This is a genomic window from Dokdonia ponticola, assembly GCF_042653865.1.
Taxonomy (GTDB): Bacteria; Bacteroidota; Bacteroidia; order Flavobacteriales; family Flavobacteriaceae; genus Dokdonia; species Dokdonia ponticola.
The window spans coordinates 26,246-46,129 of record NZ_JBHSFV010000017.1; the positions used below are offsets into that span (position 1 = coordinate 26,246).

Annotated in this window: 20 protein-coding genes; all 20 read left to right on the plus strand. The window is 34.9% G+C overall.

Annotated elements, in window-relative coordinates; translation table 11 throughout:
• The 20 genes from ACFO3O_RS20360 (at nt 1) to ACFO3O_RS20455 (ending at nt 19,879) form a co-directional block, all read left to right on the plus strand.
• A complete protein-coding gene (locus tag ACFO3O_RS20360) occupies nt 1-876 on the plus strand; it encodes an ABC transporter permease (RefSeq protein WP_379982309.1) in 876 nt (291 codons plus the stop codon).
• Nucleotides 877-911: 35 nt separating this feature from the next.
• Nucleotides 912-1,757: a polysaccharide pyruvyl transferase family protein gene (locus ACFO3O_RS20365; protein WP_379982311.1), complete on the plus strand. Its 846-nt coding sequence runs from the start codon at nt 912-914 to the stop codon at nt 1,755-1,757.
• Nucleotides 1,750-3,018, plus strand: a complete 1,269-nt coding sequence (locus tag ACFO3O_RS20370; RefSeq protein ID WP_379982313.1) for an ABC transporter ATP-binding protein — start codon at nt 1,750-1,752, stop codon at nt 3,016-3,018. Before ACFO3O_RS20365 ends, ACFO3O_RS20370 begins: the two co-directional genes overlap by 8 nt.
• Before the next feature lie 120 nt (nt 3,019-3,138).
• Nucleotides 3,139-3,903, plus strand: coding sequence for a cytidylyltransferase domain-containing protein (locus tag ACFO3O_RS20375; protein WP_379982315.1), 765 nt, complete (start codon nt 3,139-3,141; stop codon nt 3,901-3,903).
• Nucleotides 3,900-4,934 (plus strand): N-acetylneuraminate synthase family protein, encoded by a 1,035-nt coding sequence (locus ACFO3O_RS20380; RefSeq protein WP_379982317.1) that lies wholly within the window; start codon nt 3,900-3,902, stop codon nt 4,932-4,934. The genes ACFO3O_RS20375 and ACFO3O_RS20380 overlap by 4 nt, the downstream gene beginning before the upstream one ends.
• Before the next feature lie 4 nt (nt 4,935-4,938).
• Complete coding sequence (locus ACFO3O_RS20385) at nt 4,939-5,688, plus strand: crotonobetainyl-CoA--carnitine CoA-transferase (RefSeq protein ID WP_379982319.1); 750 nt, start codon at nt 4,939-4,941, stop codon at nt 5,686-5,688.
• A complete protein-coding gene (locus ACFO3O_RS20390; RefSeq protein ID WP_379982321.1) occupies nt 5,685-6,188 on the plus strand; it encodes a KdsC family phosphatase in 504 nt (167 codons plus the stop codon). The genes ACFO3O_RS20385 and ACFO3O_RS20390 overlap by 4 nt, the downstream gene beginning before the upstream one ends.
• Nucleotides 6,189-7,601 (plus strand): hypothetical protein, encoded by a 1,413-nt coding sequence (locus tag ACFO3O_RS20395; RefSeq protein ID WP_379982323.1) that lies wholly within the window; start codon nt 6,189-6,191, stop codon nt 7,599-7,601. It begins immediately after the preceding gene.
• Nucleotides 7,602-7,661: 60 nt separating this feature from the next.
• Entirely contained in the window at nt 7,662-8,621 is a 960-nt protein-coding gene (locus ACFO3O_RS20400) for a glycosyltransferase family 2 protein (RefSeq protein ID WP_379982325.1), read from the plus strand.
• A 31-nt stretch (nt 8,622-8,652) separates the two neighbouring features.
• Complete coding sequence (locus ACFO3O_RS20405) at nt 8,653-9,633, plus strand: glycosyltransferase family 2 protein (protein ID WP_379982327.1); 981 nt, start codon at nt 8,653-8,655, stop codon at nt 9,631-9,633.
• A 10-nt stretch (nt 9,634-9,643) separates the two neighbouring features.
• Nucleotides 9,644-10,864, plus strand: a complete 1,221-nt coding sequence (locus tag ACFO3O_RS20410) for a glycosyltransferase (RefSeq protein WP_379982329.1) — start codon at nt 9,644-9,646, stop codon at nt 10,862-10,864.
• Nucleotides 10,865-10,951: 87 nt separating this feature from the next.
• Nucleotides 10,952-11,878 carry a glycosyltransferase family 2 protein gene (locus ACFO3O_RS20415; protein WP_379982331.1) on the plus strand — a complete coding sequence of 309 codons (927 nt, stop codon included), beginning with the start codon at nt 10,952-10,954 and terminating at the stop codon, nt 11,876-11,878.
• A gap of 10 nt (nt 11,879-11,888) precedes the next feature.
• Nucleotides 11,889-13,049 carry a glycosyltransferase family 4 protein gene (locus tag ACFO3O_RS20420; protein WP_379982333.1) on the plus strand — a complete coding sequence of 387 codons (1,161 nt, stop codon included), beginning with the start codon at nt 11,889-11,891 and terminating at the stop codon, nt 13,047-13,049.
• Nucleotides 13,050-13,058: 9 nt separating this feature from the next.
• Nucleotides 13,059-14,090: a glycosyltransferase family protein gene (locus tag ACFO3O_RS20425; protein WP_379982335.1), complete on the plus strand. Its 1,032-nt coding sequence runs from the start codon at nt 13,059-13,061 to the stop codon at nt 14,088-14,090.
• On the plus strand, nt 14,087-15,145 hold the full coding sequence (locus ACFO3O_RS20430) for a glycosyltransferase family 2 protein (RefSeq protein ID WP_379982337.1): 1,059 nt from the start codon (nt 14,087-14,089) through the stop codon (nt 15,143-15,145). Before ACFO3O_RS20425 ends, ACFO3O_RS20430 begins: the two co-directional genes overlap by 4 nt.
• Nucleotides 15,136-16,260, plus strand: a complete 1,125-nt coding sequence (locus ACFO3O_RS20435) for a glycosyltransferase family 4 protein (protein ID WP_379982338.1) — start codon at nt 15,136-15,138, stop codon at nt 16,258-16,260. Before ACFO3O_RS20430 ends, ACFO3O_RS20435 begins: the two co-directional genes overlap by 10 nt.
• A 105-nt stretch (nt 16,261-16,365) precedes the next feature.
• The gene (locus ACFO3O_RS20440; RefSeq protein ID WP_379982340.1) at nt 16,366-16,980 is read left to right on the plus strand and encodes a methyltransferase domain-containing protein; all 615 of its coding nucleotides are present in this window, start codon (nt 16,366-16,368) and stop codon (nt 16,978-16,980) included.
• A 33-nt stretch (nt 16,981-17,013) separates the two neighbouring features.
• The gene (locus ACFO3O_RS20445; RefSeq protein WP_379982342.1) at nt 17,014-18,009 is read left to right on the plus strand and encodes an N-acetylneuraminate synthase family protein; all 996 of its coding nucleotides are present in this window, start codon (nt 17,014-17,016) and stop codon (nt 18,007-18,009) included.
• A 2-nt stretch (nt 18,010-18,011) separates the two neighbouring features.
• Entirely contained in the window at nt 18,012-19,172 is a 1,161-nt protein-coding gene (gene neuC / locus ACFO3O_RS20450) for a UDP-N-acetylglucosamine 2-epimerase (protein ID WP_379982344.1), read from the plus strand.
• Complete coding sequence (locus ACFO3O_RS20455; protein WP_379982346.1) at nt 19,172-19,879, plus strand: acylneuraminate cytidylyltransferase family protein; 708 nt, start codon at nt 19,172-19,174, stop codon at nt 19,877-19,879. The genes neuC and ACFO3O_RS20455 overlap by 1 nt, the downstream gene beginning before the upstream one ends.
• Nucleotides 19,880-19,884 lie beyond the last annotated feature (5 nt).

Sequence of the window (19,884 nt, forward strand, 5' to 3'; positions counted from 1 at the left end):
TTGAATACGACAGACGAATCAGATTGGTTATATGAAATCTCCCCTAAAGGGAAGCTTATAGATCTTAATTTTAAAGAAATTTGGAGATATAGAGATTTGCTGTGGCTTTTTGTGAAACGTGATATAGTCACTGTATATAAACAAACCATATTGGGACCTTTATGGTTTTTTATACAACCTTTGTTTACCTCTGTAATTTTCACCTTAGTATTCAATAATATAGCGTCTATTAATACAGGAATCATACCTTCTTTTTTATTTAATTTGGCAGGTATTACCATGTGGAGTTATTTTAAACTTTGCTTAAATAGTACATCCAATACGTTTAGAGCCAACCAAAGCATGTTTGGGAAAGTTTATTTTCCTAGGGTGATCGTGCCTTTGTCAAAATCAATTTCCAATCTCTTTAGATTAGGAATACAGTTACTTATTTTTATAGGCTTTTATGTGTATTTCGTTTTTGTAAAAGGAGAAGCTGTTCGACCTAGTATATTTGTTTTTTTAGCTCCTTTTTACTTCTTGATAGCCGCTCTATTTGGAATGGGGCTTGGGATGATTATCTCTTCTATGACAACAAAATACCGAGATTTAAATATCCTTGTTGGTTTTGCAGTGCAGTTATTAATGTATGTTTCTGCTGTACCATACCCACTGTCAGTCATGAGAGAAAAACAGCCAGAATACGTTTGGCTAGTAGAGGTAAATCCTATTACACAAATTATAGAAGGGTTTAGATACCTATTGTTTCAGGATCCTACGGTCACCTCATTTAATGGGAATGGTTTGGTCTATACAACAGTACTTGCTCTTATATTGTTTTTTGTGGGCCTGATTGTATTTAATAGAACAGAAAAAAAGTTTATAGATACGGTGTAACTATCTGTAAGCCTATTAATTTAAGGAGTATTAGCGTGAGTAAAATACCATTATTTTTTTGGAGTAATAAACGTTTACAAAAGTGGGCACAGGAAAATTATGGGGATTTATTAAGTGCTTATTTGGTTGAAAAGCTTTCGCGAAAACCAGTACATTGGATACACCCTAGAAAGATAAAATGGTTACAGCCTAAGAAGCATTATTTTGCCATAGGTAGTATTTTGGCGCAAGCAACAAAACATAGTCATATCTGGGGGAGTGGAATTATCACAAGTGATCAACAGATCGCCCCAGCGACATTTTACGCTGTACGTGGACCGCAAACAAGGAGAAGAGTACTCGAATTAGGGTATGCCTGTCCAGAAGTGTATGGAGATCCGGGCCTGTTATTACCTCTTTTTTACAATCCCTCTGTTACAAAAAAGCATGTCTATGGATGGATTCCTCACTATGCAGATCAAGACTTATTTGAAAATTTTAAAATATCAAAAAATCAGACCTATATAGATTTAAAAACAAATGATGTTGAGGCGACCACTCGTGAGATTTTAGCATGTGAGTGTATCATATCCTCTTCTTTGCATGGACTTATTGTAGCACATGCTTATGGAATTCCTGCGATATGGATTCGATGGTCAGATAGGTTGTATGGAGATGATATTAAATTTAGAGACTATTTTGAATCTGTAGGGATTATACCTTACAAAGGCATTGATCCAAATGATGTGCTTAACCATAAAGAATTTAGTACTTTTAGTGCAGAAACGCTGGCTTCTCTTTTTAAAAATATAGCAGAAGCACAACGAGTGCCTGAAAGAGAAATCATAACCCAATTACAAGACGGGCTTCTTGCAAGTTGTCCCTTTATAGCAAATGAGTGATATCATATTAAAAGCAACGAATATTTCAAAGCAGTACCGTTTAGGGCTGGTGGGATCTGGATCTTTAAAAGATGATTTGAATCGTTGGTGGCATTTGGTGCGTGGTAAAGAAGATCCTTTTCTTAAAGTAGGAGCGGTAAATGACCGTAGTGCAGCAGTATCTAGTAAATATGTATGGGCACTTCAAGATATTAATTTTGAGGTAAAACGTGGTGAGATTCTAGGAATTATAGGTAAAAATGGTGCTGGAAAATCGACTTTACTTAAAATTCTTTCTCGGGTCACAAGTCCTACCACGGGTAGTATTAAAACCAGAGGGCGTATTGCTTCTTTATTAGAAGTAGGTACTGGTTTTCATCCGGAACTCACAGGAAAGGAAAATATCTTCCTAAATGGTGCCATTTTGGGGATGACCAAAACAGAAATTGCGAGTAAAATAGATGAGATTATCGAGTTTTCAGGGTGTGAGATGTATATTGATACTCCTGTAAAACGCTATTCTAGCGGAATGCGTGTGCGTTTAGGGTTTGCAGTTGCTGCTTTTTTGGAGCCAGATATACTAGTGATCGATGAGGTACTTGCCGTGGGTGATGCTGAATTTCAAAAGAAGGCGATAGGGAAGATGCAGGATATATCTTCAAAAGGAGGGCGGACTGTGATTTTTGTTAGTCACGACATGGCAGCAGTAAATAGATTATGCGGTAGATGTGTTTTATTGAAGAACGGTAAGGTAGATTATGAAGGTGAAACTAGTGACGTCATAAAACATTATTTGTCTGGAAATCAAGAAGGATATAAATTGTTTGAAACGCCTGTAAACAAGGAAGATAAAGATATTAAACTTGAAAAAGTACAATTACTAGATATACAAGGAAATAAAATACAAGCCATACATGATGTTTTTGAAACTTTTGTAATTGAATTTACAATCAAATTAGAAAAAGATATAGATAGGCCCTTTTTATCTTTTCATTTAAAAAATTCTAAAGATGAATTTGTTCTTTTTTCAGATATACATGATAATGAATTGAATATGCATCCGAAGAAAAAGGGATCATATCTTGTTAAGATTAAAATTGAGCAACCATTGTTGAAACCGGATCGATATTATCTATATATCGGTATTATAAATAAAGATAACAACCAGACAAACCATTTCGGGAATATCTTGAATTTTGAAATTCAAGATTCTAAGAATGTCCGCTCCAAAAGAGCAGGGTATATATTTAAGCCATTTTTCTGGGAAATAGAAACGGCTTAATTTATTAAAAGGACTGAATATTTGATTTCATGGTTTTGTTAGATTAAAACGTAAATTACCATTATGTTTAATATGGGTTTGATTTTGGTAGTAGAATAAAATTCATCAAAAAAAGCAATATTGAAAAATAGCATTTTAGAATATCGTTTTTTTATTCAGGCAAGAACAAATTCTTCTCGCTTGCCAAACAAGATACTATTACCTTTTTATGAAGGGAAAGGTATTTTAGAAATAATAATAGAAAAGCTTAAATTAAAATTTAATTCCATTCCAATTGTAGTCTGTACTTCTGATACGAAAGGAGATGATGCGACTATAGAACTTTGTAAAAAACTTAATGTAGACTTTTTTAGGGGTAGTGAATTGAATGTTTTAGATAGATTTGCCGAGGCTTTAGAGGTGTATCCAGCTAAAAAGATAATAAGGATTTGTGCTGATAATCCTTATCTAGATATTAACTTTATGAAATATCTTATAGATTTTTCTGAGGATTGTGGTGCAGTTGATTATTGTAGTTTCTGTGATAAAGACGGTACTCCAGTAATTAAAACCCATTGGGGACTTTTTGGTGAAATTGTAAATTCGAAAACACTTATTGAAATCAATACAATAGTTGAAGACATTATTTTTAAGGAACATGTTACAAATTATTTGTATACTAAAAATAATTACAATGTTCAATTAAAGAGAATTCCTGAAAAAATACTACATAGGTCGGATATTCGATTTACAATAGATGATGATAAAGATTTTGAGATTATGCGAGAGATTTATCCCTATTATCTAAAAGATAATCAAGATATTTTTAGCGCTATTTCTTATGTAGATGAAACCCCTCGACTTAAGAATCTTATGATTGAAAATATAGAAAAATATTCAAAATGACATACATAATTGGAGAAATAGGGCAAAATCATAATGGGTCTGTAGATTTGGCTAAAGTTATTATAGACCTAGTTTCTAGAGAAATTAAAGATGAAGTGTTTGGGAATACTCTAAAAGGTATGGATGCTATAAAGCTAACTAGGCGAGACTTAAAACAAGAATTGTCAAATTCTCAAATGAAGAAGCCATATGATACCCCTAATTCTTTTGGTAAAACATATGGCGAACATAGAGAATTTTTAGAGTTGAGTGATGAAGATCATTTTGAAATTTACACCTATGCAAAGGAAAGAGGATTAGATTTTGTGGATACACTTTGTGCAATAGGTTGTTTGTCTATTTTGAATTTATTTACGCCAGATCGTTTAAAAGTAGCAAGTAGAGATCTTACAAATTTACCTCTTCTTGATGCAATGGCTGAAACTAAAATACCTATAATATTATCTACGGGAATGACAGGTAAAAGAGAATTAGATGAAGCCTTAAATATAATAACGAAACATCATTCTGATATATCTATTTTACACTGTGTATCTCAATACCCAACAGCTCCTCACAATGTAAATTTTAATACGATAAGGTATTTACAAAAACATTATAAAGATTATGTTATTGGATATTCTGATCATACTATCGGTATCGCAGCTCCAGTGGCAGCAGTAGCCATAGGAGCTCAAATTATAGAAAAGCATATTACAATCGATCGAAGGATGAAAGGCACTGATCAAGCCGGATCATTAGGTCCTGATGGGGTTAAGAGGATGGTTCGAGATATACGTCTAACAGATATAGGAATGGGAGTAGAAGATATCTTTACTGTAGCTGATACTAATTCTGCCAAGGTGAAATTAGAAAGATCCATAGCAACAAAGAGGGATATGAAAGCAGGAGAAGTTTTGACTATTGATGATATCCATTTACTATCACCAGGCGACGGTTTTAAGTGGCAGGATAAAGAACAAGTGTTAGGTAAGCCATTAGTAAGTGATCTTCCTAAAAATGAAATTATATACTCTTCTAACTTGAATTAATACTATGTCAATAGAAATCAAAACAATAGCGTCTAAAAATGAATTAGAGAATAGAAATAAGTTGGTTGATTTATTTAATTCATGTCCCATACCTAGTAATGAGCGTTTAACAAATTCAGGATTGTTTGTAAAACGTCAAGATCTTACGAAGCAATTATTTTTAAATGACTTGTATACAAGATTTAAAGATGTACATGGAGTCATTATGGAGTTTGGAGTCAGATGGGGGCAGAATTTAGTGACTCTAAATAATTTGAGAGGAATTCACGAACCTTATAATCATAGTCGAAAAATTATAGGTTTTGATACTTTTGAAGGCTTTGCAACTGTTGATGAAAAAGATGGAGGTCATGAAATCATTAAAGAAGGAGGGTTTTCTGTAACAAAAGATTATGAAACTTATTTAGAAGAGGTGTTACAATATCATGAGAAAGAATGTCCATTATCACACATAAAAAAGAATACCCTTGTAAAAGGTGATGCATCTATTAAACTCAAAGAATACTTAGAGCAACATCCAGAAACGATTATTGCTTTTGCTTATTTTGATTTTGATGTTTATGAACCTACAAGAAAATGTTTAGAATTAATAAAGCCTTATCTCACCAAAGGAGCTATTATTGGTTTTGATGAGCTGAATGACCCTCATTTTCCAGGAGAAACCGTGGCTTTAAGAGAAACCTTAGGTCTAGAAAATGTTGCAGTAAAAAGAAGTCTATATAGTGGTATTCAATCTTATATTGTTGTAGAATGATGAAAAACCTTCCAAAGTTAATTTTAACAGATATAGATGGTGTGTGGACCGATGGAGGGATGTATTATGACCAGCAAGGAAATGAATGGAAAAAGTTTAATACTTCTGATAGTGCTGGTGTTTTATTTGCTAAAAAACTCAATATCCCCGTAGGAATTATTACAGGAGAAAACACTAAATTGGTCGCAAGACGAGCAGAAAAGTTAGGTGTATCCATACTTTATCAAGGCATCTCAAATAAGTTGAAAGTAGGTGTCGAGTTATGTGAAGAATACAACATAAGCTTAGATGAAATAGCCTACATTGGGGACGATATAGGAGATATCAATTTGCTTAATGCGGTAGGATTTAGTGCTTGTCCTTCTAACGCTCCTGCGTATATAAAATCTCAAGTTGATTTTATTACAAAACTTTCAGGAGGTAAAGGTGCTTTTAGAGAATTTGTAGAATATATTATAGGTGAGGAAAGGCTCTTTCAAATCTTACAAGATTATAACTAAGTGAAAAATCGAAGTGATATACGAGATTTTATAATTCATTTAGAACATTCTTTTCCAGTGAATACATGGGTGATGAATGATGTTCATATTTGGCCATACGTAAGACAAAGATTATTTTTCCATTTGATAGAAGAGCTAGAATCTCAAGAAAAAAATGTTAGCACGTTAGATGTTAAAGAAGAAATAGTTTCAATAAAAAAAAATACTATAAATACACGAATTAGAGATGTATTGAGATATGTCAAATTCATAGCTAATCTTGAGAAAAAAGAATATCTTTTTTTAGGAGCTAATACATACAGGACATTACACGAAGGAACTTTGTATAACAAATACTTTGATTCATTTATAGAAAAAGAGAATCTATTAGAAAAATCTATTCTATTTGAGTACGATACTGATAATCACACAAATTATCACAATAGAGAGATCATTCAGAAGTATAAGTATATAGTTAATGGATTTAGTATTCTCAATAGATTTAAATCGTTATTTAAGATTCAACGTAAAAATGAGTTAGATGATTTCTTTACACAGTTTATATATTTTTTGAATGAAAAACCCATCACAAAATCTTTCGTAGACACACGTTTAAACAATACCTTTTTTAAAGAATTAGAAAATCTTTTTAATAAGAAAGATCTTTTTGAGAAAATATTTTTAAAAATAAAGCCCCATACCGTTATCGTTTTATGTTATTATTCTAATTTAGATTCATTAGCCGCCGTAATAGCAGCTAATAGGCTTGGAATTAAAACGGTAGAGCTCCAACATGGTCCACAAACCGATATTCATTTATGCTATGGGAGTTGGACTAAGATACCTAAAGAGGGATATGAAATGATTCCTAAAAATTTTTGGTGTTGGGATGAAGATTCAGAAGAGACCATCAGAAAATGGGCGAATAATACTTGTGTGAAAACCAAAATAATAGGTAATCCGTGGTGTGAATATTGGAAAGCTAGGTCATTGAATTATTCAAATACTAATTTTATACTTTATACATTACAACCAGAACCTTTAAGCTTTGAACAGTTATTTCCAGAGGGTATTATCAGGTTGATAAGAAAAGAATCGTATACCTGGTATGTTAGACTACACCCTAGGCAATTACTAATTATTGATGAATTTATTGAATTTTGTAAAAGTAATAACATATATCATTTAATAAATTTAGAGTCAGCAACTAATGATTCGCTTCCTCTATTATTAGCTAATTGTAGTTTACATCTAACCCATTTTTCAGGTTCTACAATTGAAGCCAGTTTTTTTAACAAAAAAACGATACTCATCAATGAATCGGGAAAAGTATCGTATAATCATCTAATTAAAGACAATAGAGCTTTTTTTATACCTTATGATGATGATCATATTGAAGATAAATTAAATGAATTAATAAAGAGATTAATGTAAGTTTAACTAGCTTTCTATGAAATTTTTAACTGAATATTATGATCGTTTACCTTTTTTAAAATGTCATCACTAGTCTCCATCATCATACCCACCTATAATAGGGCTTCTTTGTTAAAGGAAACATTAAGTTCTATTCAAGCACAAACCTATACACATTGGGAGTGTATTATTGTTGACGATGGGTCTACAGACAATAGTATGAAGCTTCTAAAAAAAATACAAGAAGCGGATGATCGTTTTAAAATATTTCAAAGGGAAGCACATTTAAAAAAGGGAGGAAATACCTGTCGTAATATAGGATTGGATAAGGCAGAAGGAAAGTACATTCAGTTTTTTGACAGTGATGATATTATGAAACCTGCTATGATCCAGTCTAAAGTGGAGTTATTAGAAGCAAAAAGATGTGCCTATGTAATTTCAAAAACAGCTAATTTTGAGCATCCAGATGTGACAACTATTACAGATGTACACGATCGTTTCTATACCTTTAAAGAATACCCAATTACTCATGTAAACTATGTGACACAAGTCATCAACTGGTTGACTCCAGATTTTATGGGAGAAGCAAGGCTTTTTGATACCTTGCGTTTTAATGAAAACCTACCCTCAGGACAGGAGTATAACTTATTTTGTAAACTTACATTAGAGAGCAACAAAGTCGTGGTACTAGATGAATTTACCACACTTAGAAGAATGCACACTGCTTCTATGCGTGCTATACTTGACAGTGATAAAGAGCGATTAAAACAAGAAAGGATTTTATTATATACAGAAACCTATAAAGAATTAAAGAAAAGAAAAGCACCTAAAAAAGGACTTTATAAACTGCTCAAAAATATATGTTTATTACACGTAAAAGATCAACCCTCTCGTCAGGATCTTTTTTTTATAAGTAGCTCTTTACTATATGTGGGCGCATATAAAATGTCCTTGTACTATACAGTATATCAATTGGGTGCTACTTATTTTTCTAAAGGATATGCACTCCGAAAAAAACTATTAACCTATTTGATTGATTAATTCGGATCACTAGAAAACAGTATTTCAACACATGAATATTCCTCTCGTAAGTATTATTATCCCTGCCTACAATGCAAGTGCTTACATTGAGAAGACCATAGCGAGTGTGTTAGCTCAGACGTATGCTCATATAGAGGTCATCCTTATAGATGATGGGTCTACAGATGGAACACGTGATTTTTTTAGTTCCTTTGAAGCACAAGGAATACAGTGTTATCATATCAAAAATAGTGGCGCATCTCATGCTAGAAATATAGGATTAGAAAAAGCAAAAGGCGAATATATTCAGTTTTTGGATGCAGATGACCTATTGCATCAAAATAAAATCTCGCGGCAGATCACGCGGATGCAAGAAGAGCAAGCACTTTTGTGCTTTTCGCCTTGGGCTAAATGTAAAGAGGAAATTGATCCCAACGAAACCTATAGATTTGAAAACCTTCCGTATGCATTAACACGCAGCGGTAAAGAACTCATGATGAGTTTTGCGTTGTATAATTGGTTTATGCCTGTGTTTTCTTGGTTAACGCATAGAAGTCTCATAGACAAAGCAGGTGTTTGGAATACAACTATTAGTAATAATGACGATGGTGAGTTTTTCTCTAGAATCTTATATCACACAGAAAAAGTGGTATGTGAAGATGCTATATTGGGGTATTATAGAATCTTAGAACATACGACTCTTAGCACATTTAACACTGTCAAAAAAATAGATTCTGCCTATAAGAGTTATCAGTTAATAGAAGATTTTCTGTCAAAAGATTCAGACGCCTCCTTACTCTCTTATCCTAAGCGAATGTACTACCTTCAGTATATTATGATTCGTAAAACAGATCCAGTGTATGCAAAACGAGCCGCGGCTTCTTTCGATCGAATTAAGGCCGATAGTTTTTTAAGAAAGAATAAATTACAATGGTTTTTTATACAAGTCCTAGGCTTATATAACGGAAATGCCATATATGAACTGTATCTTAGGATCATTAAAAAAATAAAGAAAACGTTTAAGAAATTATAAAATAGACCCTTTGAGTAAAGAGATTGTCTTTGTTACACGATTTTTTCCAAAAGCATCTGAAACTTTTGTAGTTTCTAATGTTGTAGAGGCGATTAAGAAAGGGTTTTCGGTACGTGTGATAGCTCAAGAAGTAGCTCCTGTGATGGAGAGTTCTCAAGAGTCACTTTTGAAAAAATACAAGGTGATGGATGTGACAACGGCATTTACAGAGCCCATAGAAAAGAAGGAACGTCTTAAAAAAGCAGTATACTATCTCTGTAATCCCGTACTTCTTTTTTATTTTCTTAAATATGTATACGTAAAAAAGAAAGTATCACTCAGTTATATCTTTTTACTTCACTTCTATAAACCTTATAGAAAAGCAGCAGCTTTTCATGTACACTTTGCCACCGTATCTGGATCTATTAGTATCCTAAAAAAAATAGGGTTTATCTCTTCAAAGCTCATGGTTACATTTCATGGGTATGATGCTTTTTATAAAAATGAACAAGAAAAATTAGATTGGCAAGATCGATATGCGTTACTATTTCGAGTGGCAGATAGGATCACCTGCAATACCCCTTATCTAAAAGCACAGATAGAAACAATAGGGAAGCCTCGGGTTGGTATCAAGACAGTTCCTATGGGAATAGACACAGCCTATTATACCCCACAGCAACACCCCAAGGAGCTTATTAAAAATGAGACAATCCGTATCCTTAGTATAGGTCGACTTATTGAGTTTAAGGGGCATATATATGGTATACAGGCTGTAAACGTACTTGTCACTAAAGGCTATAATATACACTATACCATTATAGGAGATGGAGTATTGGAACACGAACTTCAGCAGTTGATAGATCAACTAGGGCTTCAACAGCATGTGAAGCTTTATGGAAGTGCCACGCAGGAAGAAATTAAAACACTGCTTGAGAAAACCCATCTTTTTCTAATGACCTCTATAAAAGATGCGCGAGGAAGAGAAGAAACCCAAGGGGTGGTTACTGCAGAAGCACAAGCGATGGGCGTTCCTGTGGTAGGTTTTGAAAGTGGGGGCGTGCCCTATACCATAACCCCCAACACGGGAGTCCTCGTGCCTCAAAAAGATGTAGAAGCATTGGCTCAGGCAATGAAGCAAGTACTAGAGGATCCTATGCGATACAAAGTGATGAGTCAAGAAGCTCAACAATGGATTCGGAAGGAATTTAGTCTCTCTCAAATGACCTCAAATTTCTATGATGATTTTATATAAAATGGTATTTTATAGGTGGCTGTTTCCTAGTCATATCTCTTTCTTGTATTCGGTCTCTTTTTTAATCGTTTTGTTATCTTAGCATATATGCAAGAGCTAGTTTCTGTCATCATTCCTGTTTTTAATCGTGCACATTGTATAGAGGAAACGCTGCGTTGTGTTCAGGCACAAACTTACGCACATTGGGAGTGTATTTTGGTTGATGATGGATCCACAGATGATTCGATGGATGTTGTTTCCGCTTTCGCGAAAGCGGACCCAAGAATACGCCTATTGCGTCGGCCAGATAGTTTACCAAAGGGCGCGAATTCATGCCGTAATTTTGGATTTGAAAATAGTAAAGGAACCTACATTAACTGGTTGGATAGTGATGACTTAATGAGTCCAAACAAGTTGGAGGAGCAACTAAAACGGTTGTCTGAAGCCTCAGAACAAAATCTTGTGAGTACCTGTAAATGGAATAAATTTGTAAACGAAACCACAGGAATTCTTCCTAGAGATCAGCATATCAATCGTGATTTTCATCATGGTATAGCCCTTTTACAAGCCTTTGACGCTAGAAGTCCTTTTTTTCCTTGCCATAGTTATTTGGTATCTAGACGTATTATAGCTTCTAGTGGATTATGGGATGTGTCGCTACGTATCAACCAAGATGGAGAGTTCTTTACACGTGTCTTAATACACGCAGAGAAAGTGGTACATCCTAAAGAAGGAATGGTCTATTATAGAGTCCCTCAGAAAGGAAGCGTAAGTCAGTTAGATTCTAAAGAAAAAGCAGAAGCAGCGATACAAAGCTGGGAATCTATAAGTGCGCATTTAGAAAAGATAACTCCAAATGTGACCTATGCCTATATTGAAAATGCAAAGGACTATTTATACACAAAAATACAAGACCCATCTATCGTAAAATCACATACATCATTCTTTGCTACACAGCTTAAAAAGTCACAACAAGGAGTTAATTTGTTAAGAAAAATGAAGAGAAAGCTACAGCAGCTATTTTCTGTCAATTAAAGGAGATCATTTGAAACCAAAAGTAGTACTTATTGGACCTATAGGAGATTATGGGGGTAGAGATGTAGAGGCACAGCTTATTACAAAAGCTTTAGAAAAAGATTTTGAAGTGCAGTTGCTCTCTACAGGCGTTATCTCTTCTGCATCTTTTGCGCTTTCAGAAAGTACAATAACCTCTTTTTTAAGTATCCAGAAATTACAGTTTAAAAAATCATGGCTTTTACGATGTACCGCGTATCTTTCTTTTTTAATACATAAAAGGAAACAGCCTCCGTATATGTATGTGAAGAATAAATTATCTTTGGGGTGGTATGATTTTAGGAAAAGCGCCCATGCCTTTATCTATAAAGAAATTGATACAGCAGATGTGGTACTATTCATCGGGCAGTTAACCTCTACTTTCTTAGAAGAAGTCATCACGTATTGTGATACTGTGAACATCCCTTTATTAGTGAGAACTACAGGAACCATTGTACTTCATCCTACGTATGATATAGGCTATTTAAGTAAGGTGACAAGGTATATACATCACTCAGCATCTAATGCAGCACGAATGCCTTCAGCGCTTCAAACATCGTATGTGCTCATTGATCAGGCGGCTACCACAGAAGCAATGCTTCTTGAAATTCCTGTTTTACATACAACTGTAAAAAAATATGGGTTTATAGGAAGGCTCAGTAAAGAAAAAGGATTGTTAGAGCTGCTCAATATGATTGATCTTGCGCCAGATGAAACGCTTCACATTGCAGGCGATGGACCGTTGCAAGAGGATGTGCAAAGCGCTATCGCGGGATATGATGCGATTACCTACTTAGGGCAATTATCAAGAGCCGATTTAAAGGCTTTTTATGAAAATGTTGACTGTGTGATTATCAGTTCGTTTGAAGAATCGGGCCCTCTTGTCGGATTAGAAGCGATGGCAGCAGGAAAACTTATCATAAGTACAGATGTAGGCGCGATGAAAGATCGATTAGAAGCAATAGATCCCTGTTTTTGGTTTGATATTCAACAACCAGAAACCTTTAAAAAACAAAAAAAAATGATCAGCGCTTTACAAGCTGATGAGGTTCGTAGAATTTCAGTAAGTTTACGCCAACGATATACCTCAAAATACACGAAGCACCTGATTTCAGAACGTTATAGACATATAGTTTCTGAAGTAGTATCATAAGATAGCAGCATGAGAAAGGGAATAAATCCTCAGAAAAACTCAGAAGTGACCGATTCGGGACACTATCATAAAGTGATAGTGCCCGTATATATTCCTCATCAAGAAGATTATTATAAAGATGCATTCAGTATACTCAAAGTATGTTTAGAGACACTTACCGCTACAGTACATGGCAAAACATTAATTGCTGTTGCAGATAATGGGAGCTGTGATGCTGTGATTGCATACCTTCAAACGTTATATGTGGCTGGGACTATTCAAGAGCTTTCGGTAACCAGAATGAATGTTGGTAAGGTAAATAGTATTTACAAAACACTAGCAGGTGATACCTATCCTTTAGTTACCGTAAGTGATGCTGATGTGTATTTTTATCATGGATGGCAAGAAGCTGTGGAGCGTATCTATATGAATTTTGAGAACGTAGGGGCCGTATGTCCCACACCATCTTCAAGATCGTATGGACACATGACACAACCTGTATGGTTGCGATACCTTTGGAGTAAACAATTAAAATTTGAGAAAAATCCAGATCCAGAAGGAATGATTTCTTTTGGGAATAGTCTAGGGAATCCTGATTTTTATAATAAAGTACAACTCGAGAAAACATTGGTTTTAAGGAACAACTCGGGAGAAAAAGCAGTACTAGGTGCAGGTCATTATGTAGCGACGTACAGAGGTGATATTTTAAAAACCAACTTACAAAAAGCAACTAGCCATACCCTAGGCGCAAAAATGGTACAAGAGTATATTGATAGGCCTGTATATGAGTCTGGATTGTATAGATTATCTACCATGAGATCGTATGCCACTCATATGGGAAATGTGTATGAGCCGTGGATGGATTCATCAAAAAATAGTTTAGAAAAAAAGCCAAAAGAAGAAGCATCATTTACTGCAATCTCAGCATATAAACAACCGGGAAAATTTAAAATGCTTTTGTATAAAATGATAAGTAAGGGCTTAAAAAATAAAAAAATTGGGACATACGTATTTAAAAAGAAAGGGCTTACAGCTCAGGAGGCAAAAGAGTATCTTTCATGATGACATTACTTTTTCCATACAGGGGGAGAGAAGTCTCTAGAGTAAAGCGATCCTTAGATTCGTTGTTATTACAATCCAATAAAGATTTTCAAGTTGCCTTCATAGATTATGGGACACCCTCAGAAAAAGCAGCACAAGTAAAAGAACTGGTCACTAGTTATGCGTTTGCTAGCTATCAATATTCGTATCATATAGATACGATGTGGAATAAATCTAGGGCGCTTAATATCCTTATTAAAGAGTTAAAAACGTCACATTGTTTTGTGGCGGATATCGATATGATTTTTCATCCTGATTTTATAAGAACCTTACATGAACTTAAAACGGTAGATCATGTTGTTTATTTTCAAGTAGGATTTCTTTCAGAAGAAGAAACACAGCAAGAAAAGAGTTTTGAGGACTATACTATCAAATTTAAGTCAGCTCCAGGCGCAACAGGACTTTCTATGTTTCCTGTAAAAGCACTACAAGAAGTACGTGGATTTGATGAATATTATCATTTATGGGGATCTGAAGATACCGATATACATGACAGATTAAAACATAAAGGACTCTCTGTTTATTTTTATGATAAGCAGTTACTTATGCTACATCAATATCATAAAATATATAGAAACCTTGAGGATAGTTATATCACAAAGAATATTACAATTAAAGATATTGCTCGTAAAAATTATACATATCGCTTGGAGCGAAATGAGGCAAAAGCAACTGTGGCAAATTTAGAGAATCACTGGGGAGCCATACAAACTAAAGAAACATACGATCTATTGTTAAAGCCTGAAAGTATCACCGAAGTTCCTTTACAAAAAAAACAGTTTACGCATTGGCTTTCAGAACTGCATACACACCCTAAGACGGGAATACATCGGTATGATCTTAAAGGAGACAACCACTGGCTTGGTAATTTTAAAGCGAGCATATTAGGTAAGTACACCTTAAAATCGGCAAGTGATTCTTTATTGTGGTTTCATATTAATCATTTTAGGTATAAGAGGTATCTTTATACAATAAGTGCAGACTGTAAAACCATACGTTATACTATATGGCTATAAATACTCCAAAAGTTATTGTAATTTCTCACCTTCCATTACCCTATGATGGTATTGGGAGTTGGACTACGCTATATGATTATTACCTTACTACAGATACGCATCAGATAGACTATATCATTTGTCCGGAGCCTAAAAAACGATATAAAGACATTACATATTCCTGTACAAGGACGTCTACAGTTCAAAAAATAAAGAATAAGTTAGGAACTAGTAAAAGTTATGAGCGTATTTTTAAGGCACTTGATGAGGTGCTAGAAAAAGAAGATGCTGTTATTATAAAAATCATTGATAATGCGGGGGTCGTTTTACCACTAAAGGCATATCTAAACGATAACTATCAAACAAAGCATTGCTATCTACAGTTCTACTATCACGGATTCCCACCCTTTTTTGGCAACCCCAAAGGACGCTTGTTTTTTGCAGCACTAGACGAGACGATCCTACTTACACATGCCTCTTATAAAGATCATCTAGCATATTATACAGACTTACCTTGCGCATTTTCTGTGTTACATAATGGGATTGATGGGAACTTATTTTTTAAGCTTGATCATGCTCCCAGAGCAGCCTTAAGATTGTCTTTGGGGATTACTCCAAAAGAACAAGTATTTTTATGGCTGTCTCAAGATAGACCCAAAAAGGGGCTTGACTTTATCTTGAAAATATGGAATTCATTTTATAAAAATAATCCACAGTGCAAACTATGGGTTATTGGCGCAGATCGAGCAGAAAATCTGTCTGGCGTTACTTTTTATGGTAAAATACCTAACCAAGAATTATCTCAATACTATCAAGCAGCCGATGTATATCTCTATCCTACACTGTGTAAAGAAGGTTTTGGATTAACATTAACAGAAGCGATGAAGTCGGGTTGTTATTGTATTGCTTCGGCTAATGGGGGCATTCCAGAAGTAGTGCAACACGGAAAATTAGCGGTATTAATCTCAAATCCTAATTATAGACAGGAATGGGAAGATGCTATGAATAAAACGGTAGAATTGTTTGCAGAAAATAAGTTGCAAGATGTATTTAAAGTACCTGAAAATCTTTACAACCTCAGTACATGGTGTGCGGAACTTAACACGATTATTACCAAAGCTAAAGACACATTTTGACAATAAACAAAAAATAGTATTCGTGTACTATAGTATTTTGTTTAACAGTAAATTTGGCATCACCTAAGATTTGTTTATATTACCCCAATTAGTAGCCTATTCCTCATGTCATTATTAAAAAAAATAAAAAACAAACTTTTTCAAAAGCCCCAGAATAGTGAGCGTTCAGATCAAGTAGCTAAGACAAAAGAACTTCGGGCAGAAGCTTCTTCAGATGTAGAACGATGGAGTAAAAATCAATCTCTAAAAGAAGACTGGAACATAAGAACAAAAATGTTAGGAGATTTTGTCCCTAACGGATCCAAAGTGATAGAGTTTGGGGCAGGTGCCATGTTTCTAAAGGATTATTTAAACGATACAATTACCTATACCGCTTCAGATATTGTACAGCGATATCCAGAAACTATTGTTTTTGACCTTAATGATCTATCCAGAAAAATAGACTTAACACCTTATGACACGGCAGTTTTGAGTGGTGTGTTAGAATACATATATGATATTGAAGCTGTATTGTTATTTTTATACCCGAACATTAAAAATATATGTGTTTCTTATTGCTGTGCTGATATTGCAAAAGATAACCGTCTTAAGAACGGGTGGTTAAGTGATTATACAGAGGTAGCGTTAAAAGAAATATTTGAGAGTTGCCATTATGAAGTAATGGAACAAACACTATGGAGAAGCCAATCATTATTTTACTTAAGAAAAAAAAGAAATTGACGCTCTTACTAACTAACGAGTAAATAACAAAAGATGTATACTATTGTAGAGATAGGACAAGCACATGATGGGAGTTTAGGCATGTTACACGCTTATATAGATGCTGTAGCTACAACAGGTGTAAACGCTATCAAATTTCAGACTCATATAGCACAAGCAGAAAGTAGTATTCACGAACCTTTTAGGATACAATTTTCCAAACAAGATATCACTCGATACGATTATTGGAAACGTATGGAATTTTCCCAAGAGCAGTGGATCGATATTGCAGAACATTGTGCAGCGGTAGGATTGGACTTTATAAGCAGCCCTTTCAGTAATGCGGCTGTAGATGTACTTGAAAAAGCAGGTGTTGTTTCCTATAAAGTTGGAAGTGGCGAAGTAAATAATCACTTGCTTCTAGAAAAAATCATAGCGACAGGAAAACCTATTATTATCTCTAGCGGGATGAGTTCTTACGAAGAACTAGATGAAACAGTTGCGATTTTAAAAAATAGTGGTGTACCGTTCTCTGTTTTACAATGCACCACAAGTTACCCTACAGAACCAGAACAATATGGATTAAATGTGATTGCAGAACTCAAGCAAAGATATCAGGTTCCTGTTGGATTCTCAGACCATTCTGCTCAAATAGCAACAGGAATCGCTGCAACAGCTCTGGGCGCAGAAATTTTAGAATTTCATGCAGTATTTGATAAGGCTATGTTTGGACCCGATGTTTCTTCGTCACTTACCATTCCTGAAATCAAAGAACTCGTAAAAGGAGTTACGGCGATTCATCATGCATTGAAGCATCCAGTGGATAAAAGTAATAATTCCGCTTTCGCGAAAGTGAAAAAAATATTTGAAAAATCATTAGCAGTAAATAAAAAACTACCCAAAGGGCATATCATTACATTTGAAGACTTGGAGGCAAAAAAACCAAAAGGATATGGAATTCTCGCTTCTGAGTATAAAAATGTGATTGGAAAAAAGGTGTCTAAAGATATGGTAGCGTGGGAGTTTTTAACAGATGAAACTATTGAATAACAATGGATAAAAAACGAAAAATATGCGCTGTCATTACAGCAAGACCAAGTTATAGTAGAGTAAAGACCCTGTTACAAGCCATTAAAGAACACCCATTACTAGAATTACAACTGGTCGTTGCAGGATCTGCATTGTTAGACCGTTATGGAAGTGCTGTTGACTTTATAAAAAAAGATGGATTTATAATAAACGAGAAGGTCTTCATGGTTTTGGAAGGAGAGAACAAAACGGCCATGGCAAAAACGACAGGGCTCGGTGTTATGGAGCTTTCAAACGTCTTTTATAATCTAGAGCCAGATGCTGTTCTTACCATTGCAGATCGGTTTGAAACGATCGCCACCTCTATTGCCGCGGCCTACCAAAATATCCCTTTAATTCACTTGCAAGGAGGTGAGGTGACCGGAAATATAGATGAAAAAGTACGTCATGCCAATACCAAACTAGCTGATATTCATTTTGTGACCTCAGAAGATGCAAAAGAGCGTGTTCTTAAAATGGGAGAAGATGAAAATTATGTCTTTAATACAGGATGTCCCTCTATTGATCTTGCGGCTACTATTTTAAAAAACCCTACGCTTGATTACGATCCCATACAAAAATACGGAGGTGTAGGCGCAGATGTAGACCCGAGTAAGGACTATATTGTTGTGATGCAGCATCCAGTTACTACAGAATATAATGAAGCAAAAAAGGATGTTTTAAAAACGCTAGAAGTTGTTGACGCATTGGGAATCCCTACATTTTGGTTTTGGCCTAATGTAGATGCAGGAGCAGATGGGACTTCAAACGGGATACGATCGTACAGGGAAAAACACCAACCTAAAAACATACGTTTCTTTAAAAATATGGAGCCTTTTGATTTCTTGAGGCTTTTAATAAATAGTAAATGCTTGGTAGGGAATAGTAGTGTAGGAATCCGGGAATGCTCTTTTCTAGGAGTACCCGTAGTAAATATAGGGACAAGACAAAATAAAAGACTAAGAGGAGACAATATTATAGATGTACCCTACGAAGTAGAAGCCATAAAAGAGGCTATCTCAGAGCAATTAACGAACCCTAAAAATAAGCAGAGTTCGATCTATGGAAATGGAGATAGCGGCGTCAAAATTGCAGAAATTTTATCTGAAATAACGTTGAGGTTTCATAAAACGATCACCTATTAATGAAGATCTTAGGCGTCATACCTGCGCGAGGAGGAAGTAAAGGAATTCCCCATAAAAATAGAAAGCTCCTAGGAGGACGACCTTTAATGCAATATACTATTGAAGCGGCTTTAGCTTCAAAAGAAATAAGCGCTGTCATTTTTTCATCAGAAGACCAGCAATTACGAACGCTTGCAAAAGAATTAGGGGTTAGCGTTCCTTTTGTCAGACCTGATCATCTAGCTACCGACAGTTCTGGTTCTCTTGAAGTTGTTCAGCATGCCATAAAAGAAATGGAAAAGCTAGGTGAAGTGTATGACGCAGTATGTCTATTGCAAGTAACAACCCCATTTAGAACATCAGAAGAAATCGATATAGCTATACGAAGATTTAGAGAAGCAAAAACCGACGCTCTAATCTCGGTACAAGAAGTACCACATCAATACAATCCTCATTGGGTTTTTGAAACAACAGATACGGATCATCTAAAGATAGCAACTGGAGAAAAAGAAATCATTAAGAGAAGACAGGAATTACCACCTGCCTACATAAGAGATGGAGGGATTTATATCACAAAGACTTCAGTGCTCATAGAAAAACAGTCCTTTTTTGGAGACTCTGTATCCTATGTTCATTCAGATAAAACACGCTATGTAAATATTGATACGATGGATGATTGGGAGAAAGCAGAATCTATTATCAAAGAAAATAAACAACAGAAGGTTTGATTTTC

Coding starts and splice junctions, on each gene's coding strand:
- ACFO3O_RS20370 (WP_379982313.1), top strand. CDS start 1,750: ATGAGTGATATCATATTAAAAGCAACGAATATTTCAAAGCAGTACCGT.
- ACFO3O_RS20405 (WP_379982327.1), top strand. CDS start 8,653: ATGAATATTCCTCTCGTAAGTATTATTATCCCTGCCTACAATGCAAGT.
- ACFO3O_RS20440 (WP_379982340.1), top strand. CDS start 16,366: ATGTCATTATTAAAAAAAATAAAAAACAAACTTTTTCAAAAGCCCCAG.
- ACFO3O_RS20400 (WP_379982325.1), top strand. CDS start 7,662: ATGTCATCACTAGTCTCCATCATCATACCCACCTATAATAGGGCTTCT.
- ACFO3O_RS20415 (WP_379982331.1), top strand. CDS start 10,952: ATGCAAGAGCTAGTTTCTGTCATCATTCCTGTTTTTAATCGTGCACAT.
- ACFO3O_RS20390 (WP_379982321.1), top strand. CDS start 5,685: ATGATGAAAAACCTTCCAAAGTTAATTTTAACAGATATAGATGGTGTG.
- ACFO3O_RS20380 (WP_379982317.1), top strand. CDS start 3,900: ATGACATACATAATTGGAGAAATAGGGCAAAATCATAATGGGTCTGTA.
- ACFO3O_RS20430 (WP_379982337.1), top strand. CDS start 14,087: ATGATGACATTACTTTTTCCATACAGGGGGAGAGAAGTCTCTAGAGTA.
- ACFO3O_RS20435 (WP_379982338.1), top strand. CDS start 15,136: ATGGCTATAAATACTCCAAAAGTTATTGTAATTTCTCACCTTCCATTA.
- neuC (WP_379982344.1), top strand. CDS start 18,012: ATGGATAAAAAACGAAAAATATGCGCTGTCATTACAGCAAGACCAAGT.
- ACFO3O_RS20455 (WP_379982346.1), top strand. CDS start 19,172: ATGAAGATCTTAGGCGTCATACCTGCGCGAGGAGGAAGTAAAGGAATT.
- ACFO3O_RS20425 (WP_379982335.1), top strand. CDS start 13,059: ATGAGAAAGGGAATAAATCCTCAGAAAAACTCAGAAGTGACCGATTCG.
- ACFO3O_RS20445 (WP_379982342.1), top strand. CDS start 17,014: ATGTATACTATTGTAGAGATAGGACAAGCACATGATGGGAGTTTAGGC.
- ACFO3O_RS20385 (WP_379982319.1), top strand. CDS start 4,939: ATGTCAATAGAAATCAAAACAATAGCGTCTAAAAATGAATTAGAGAAT.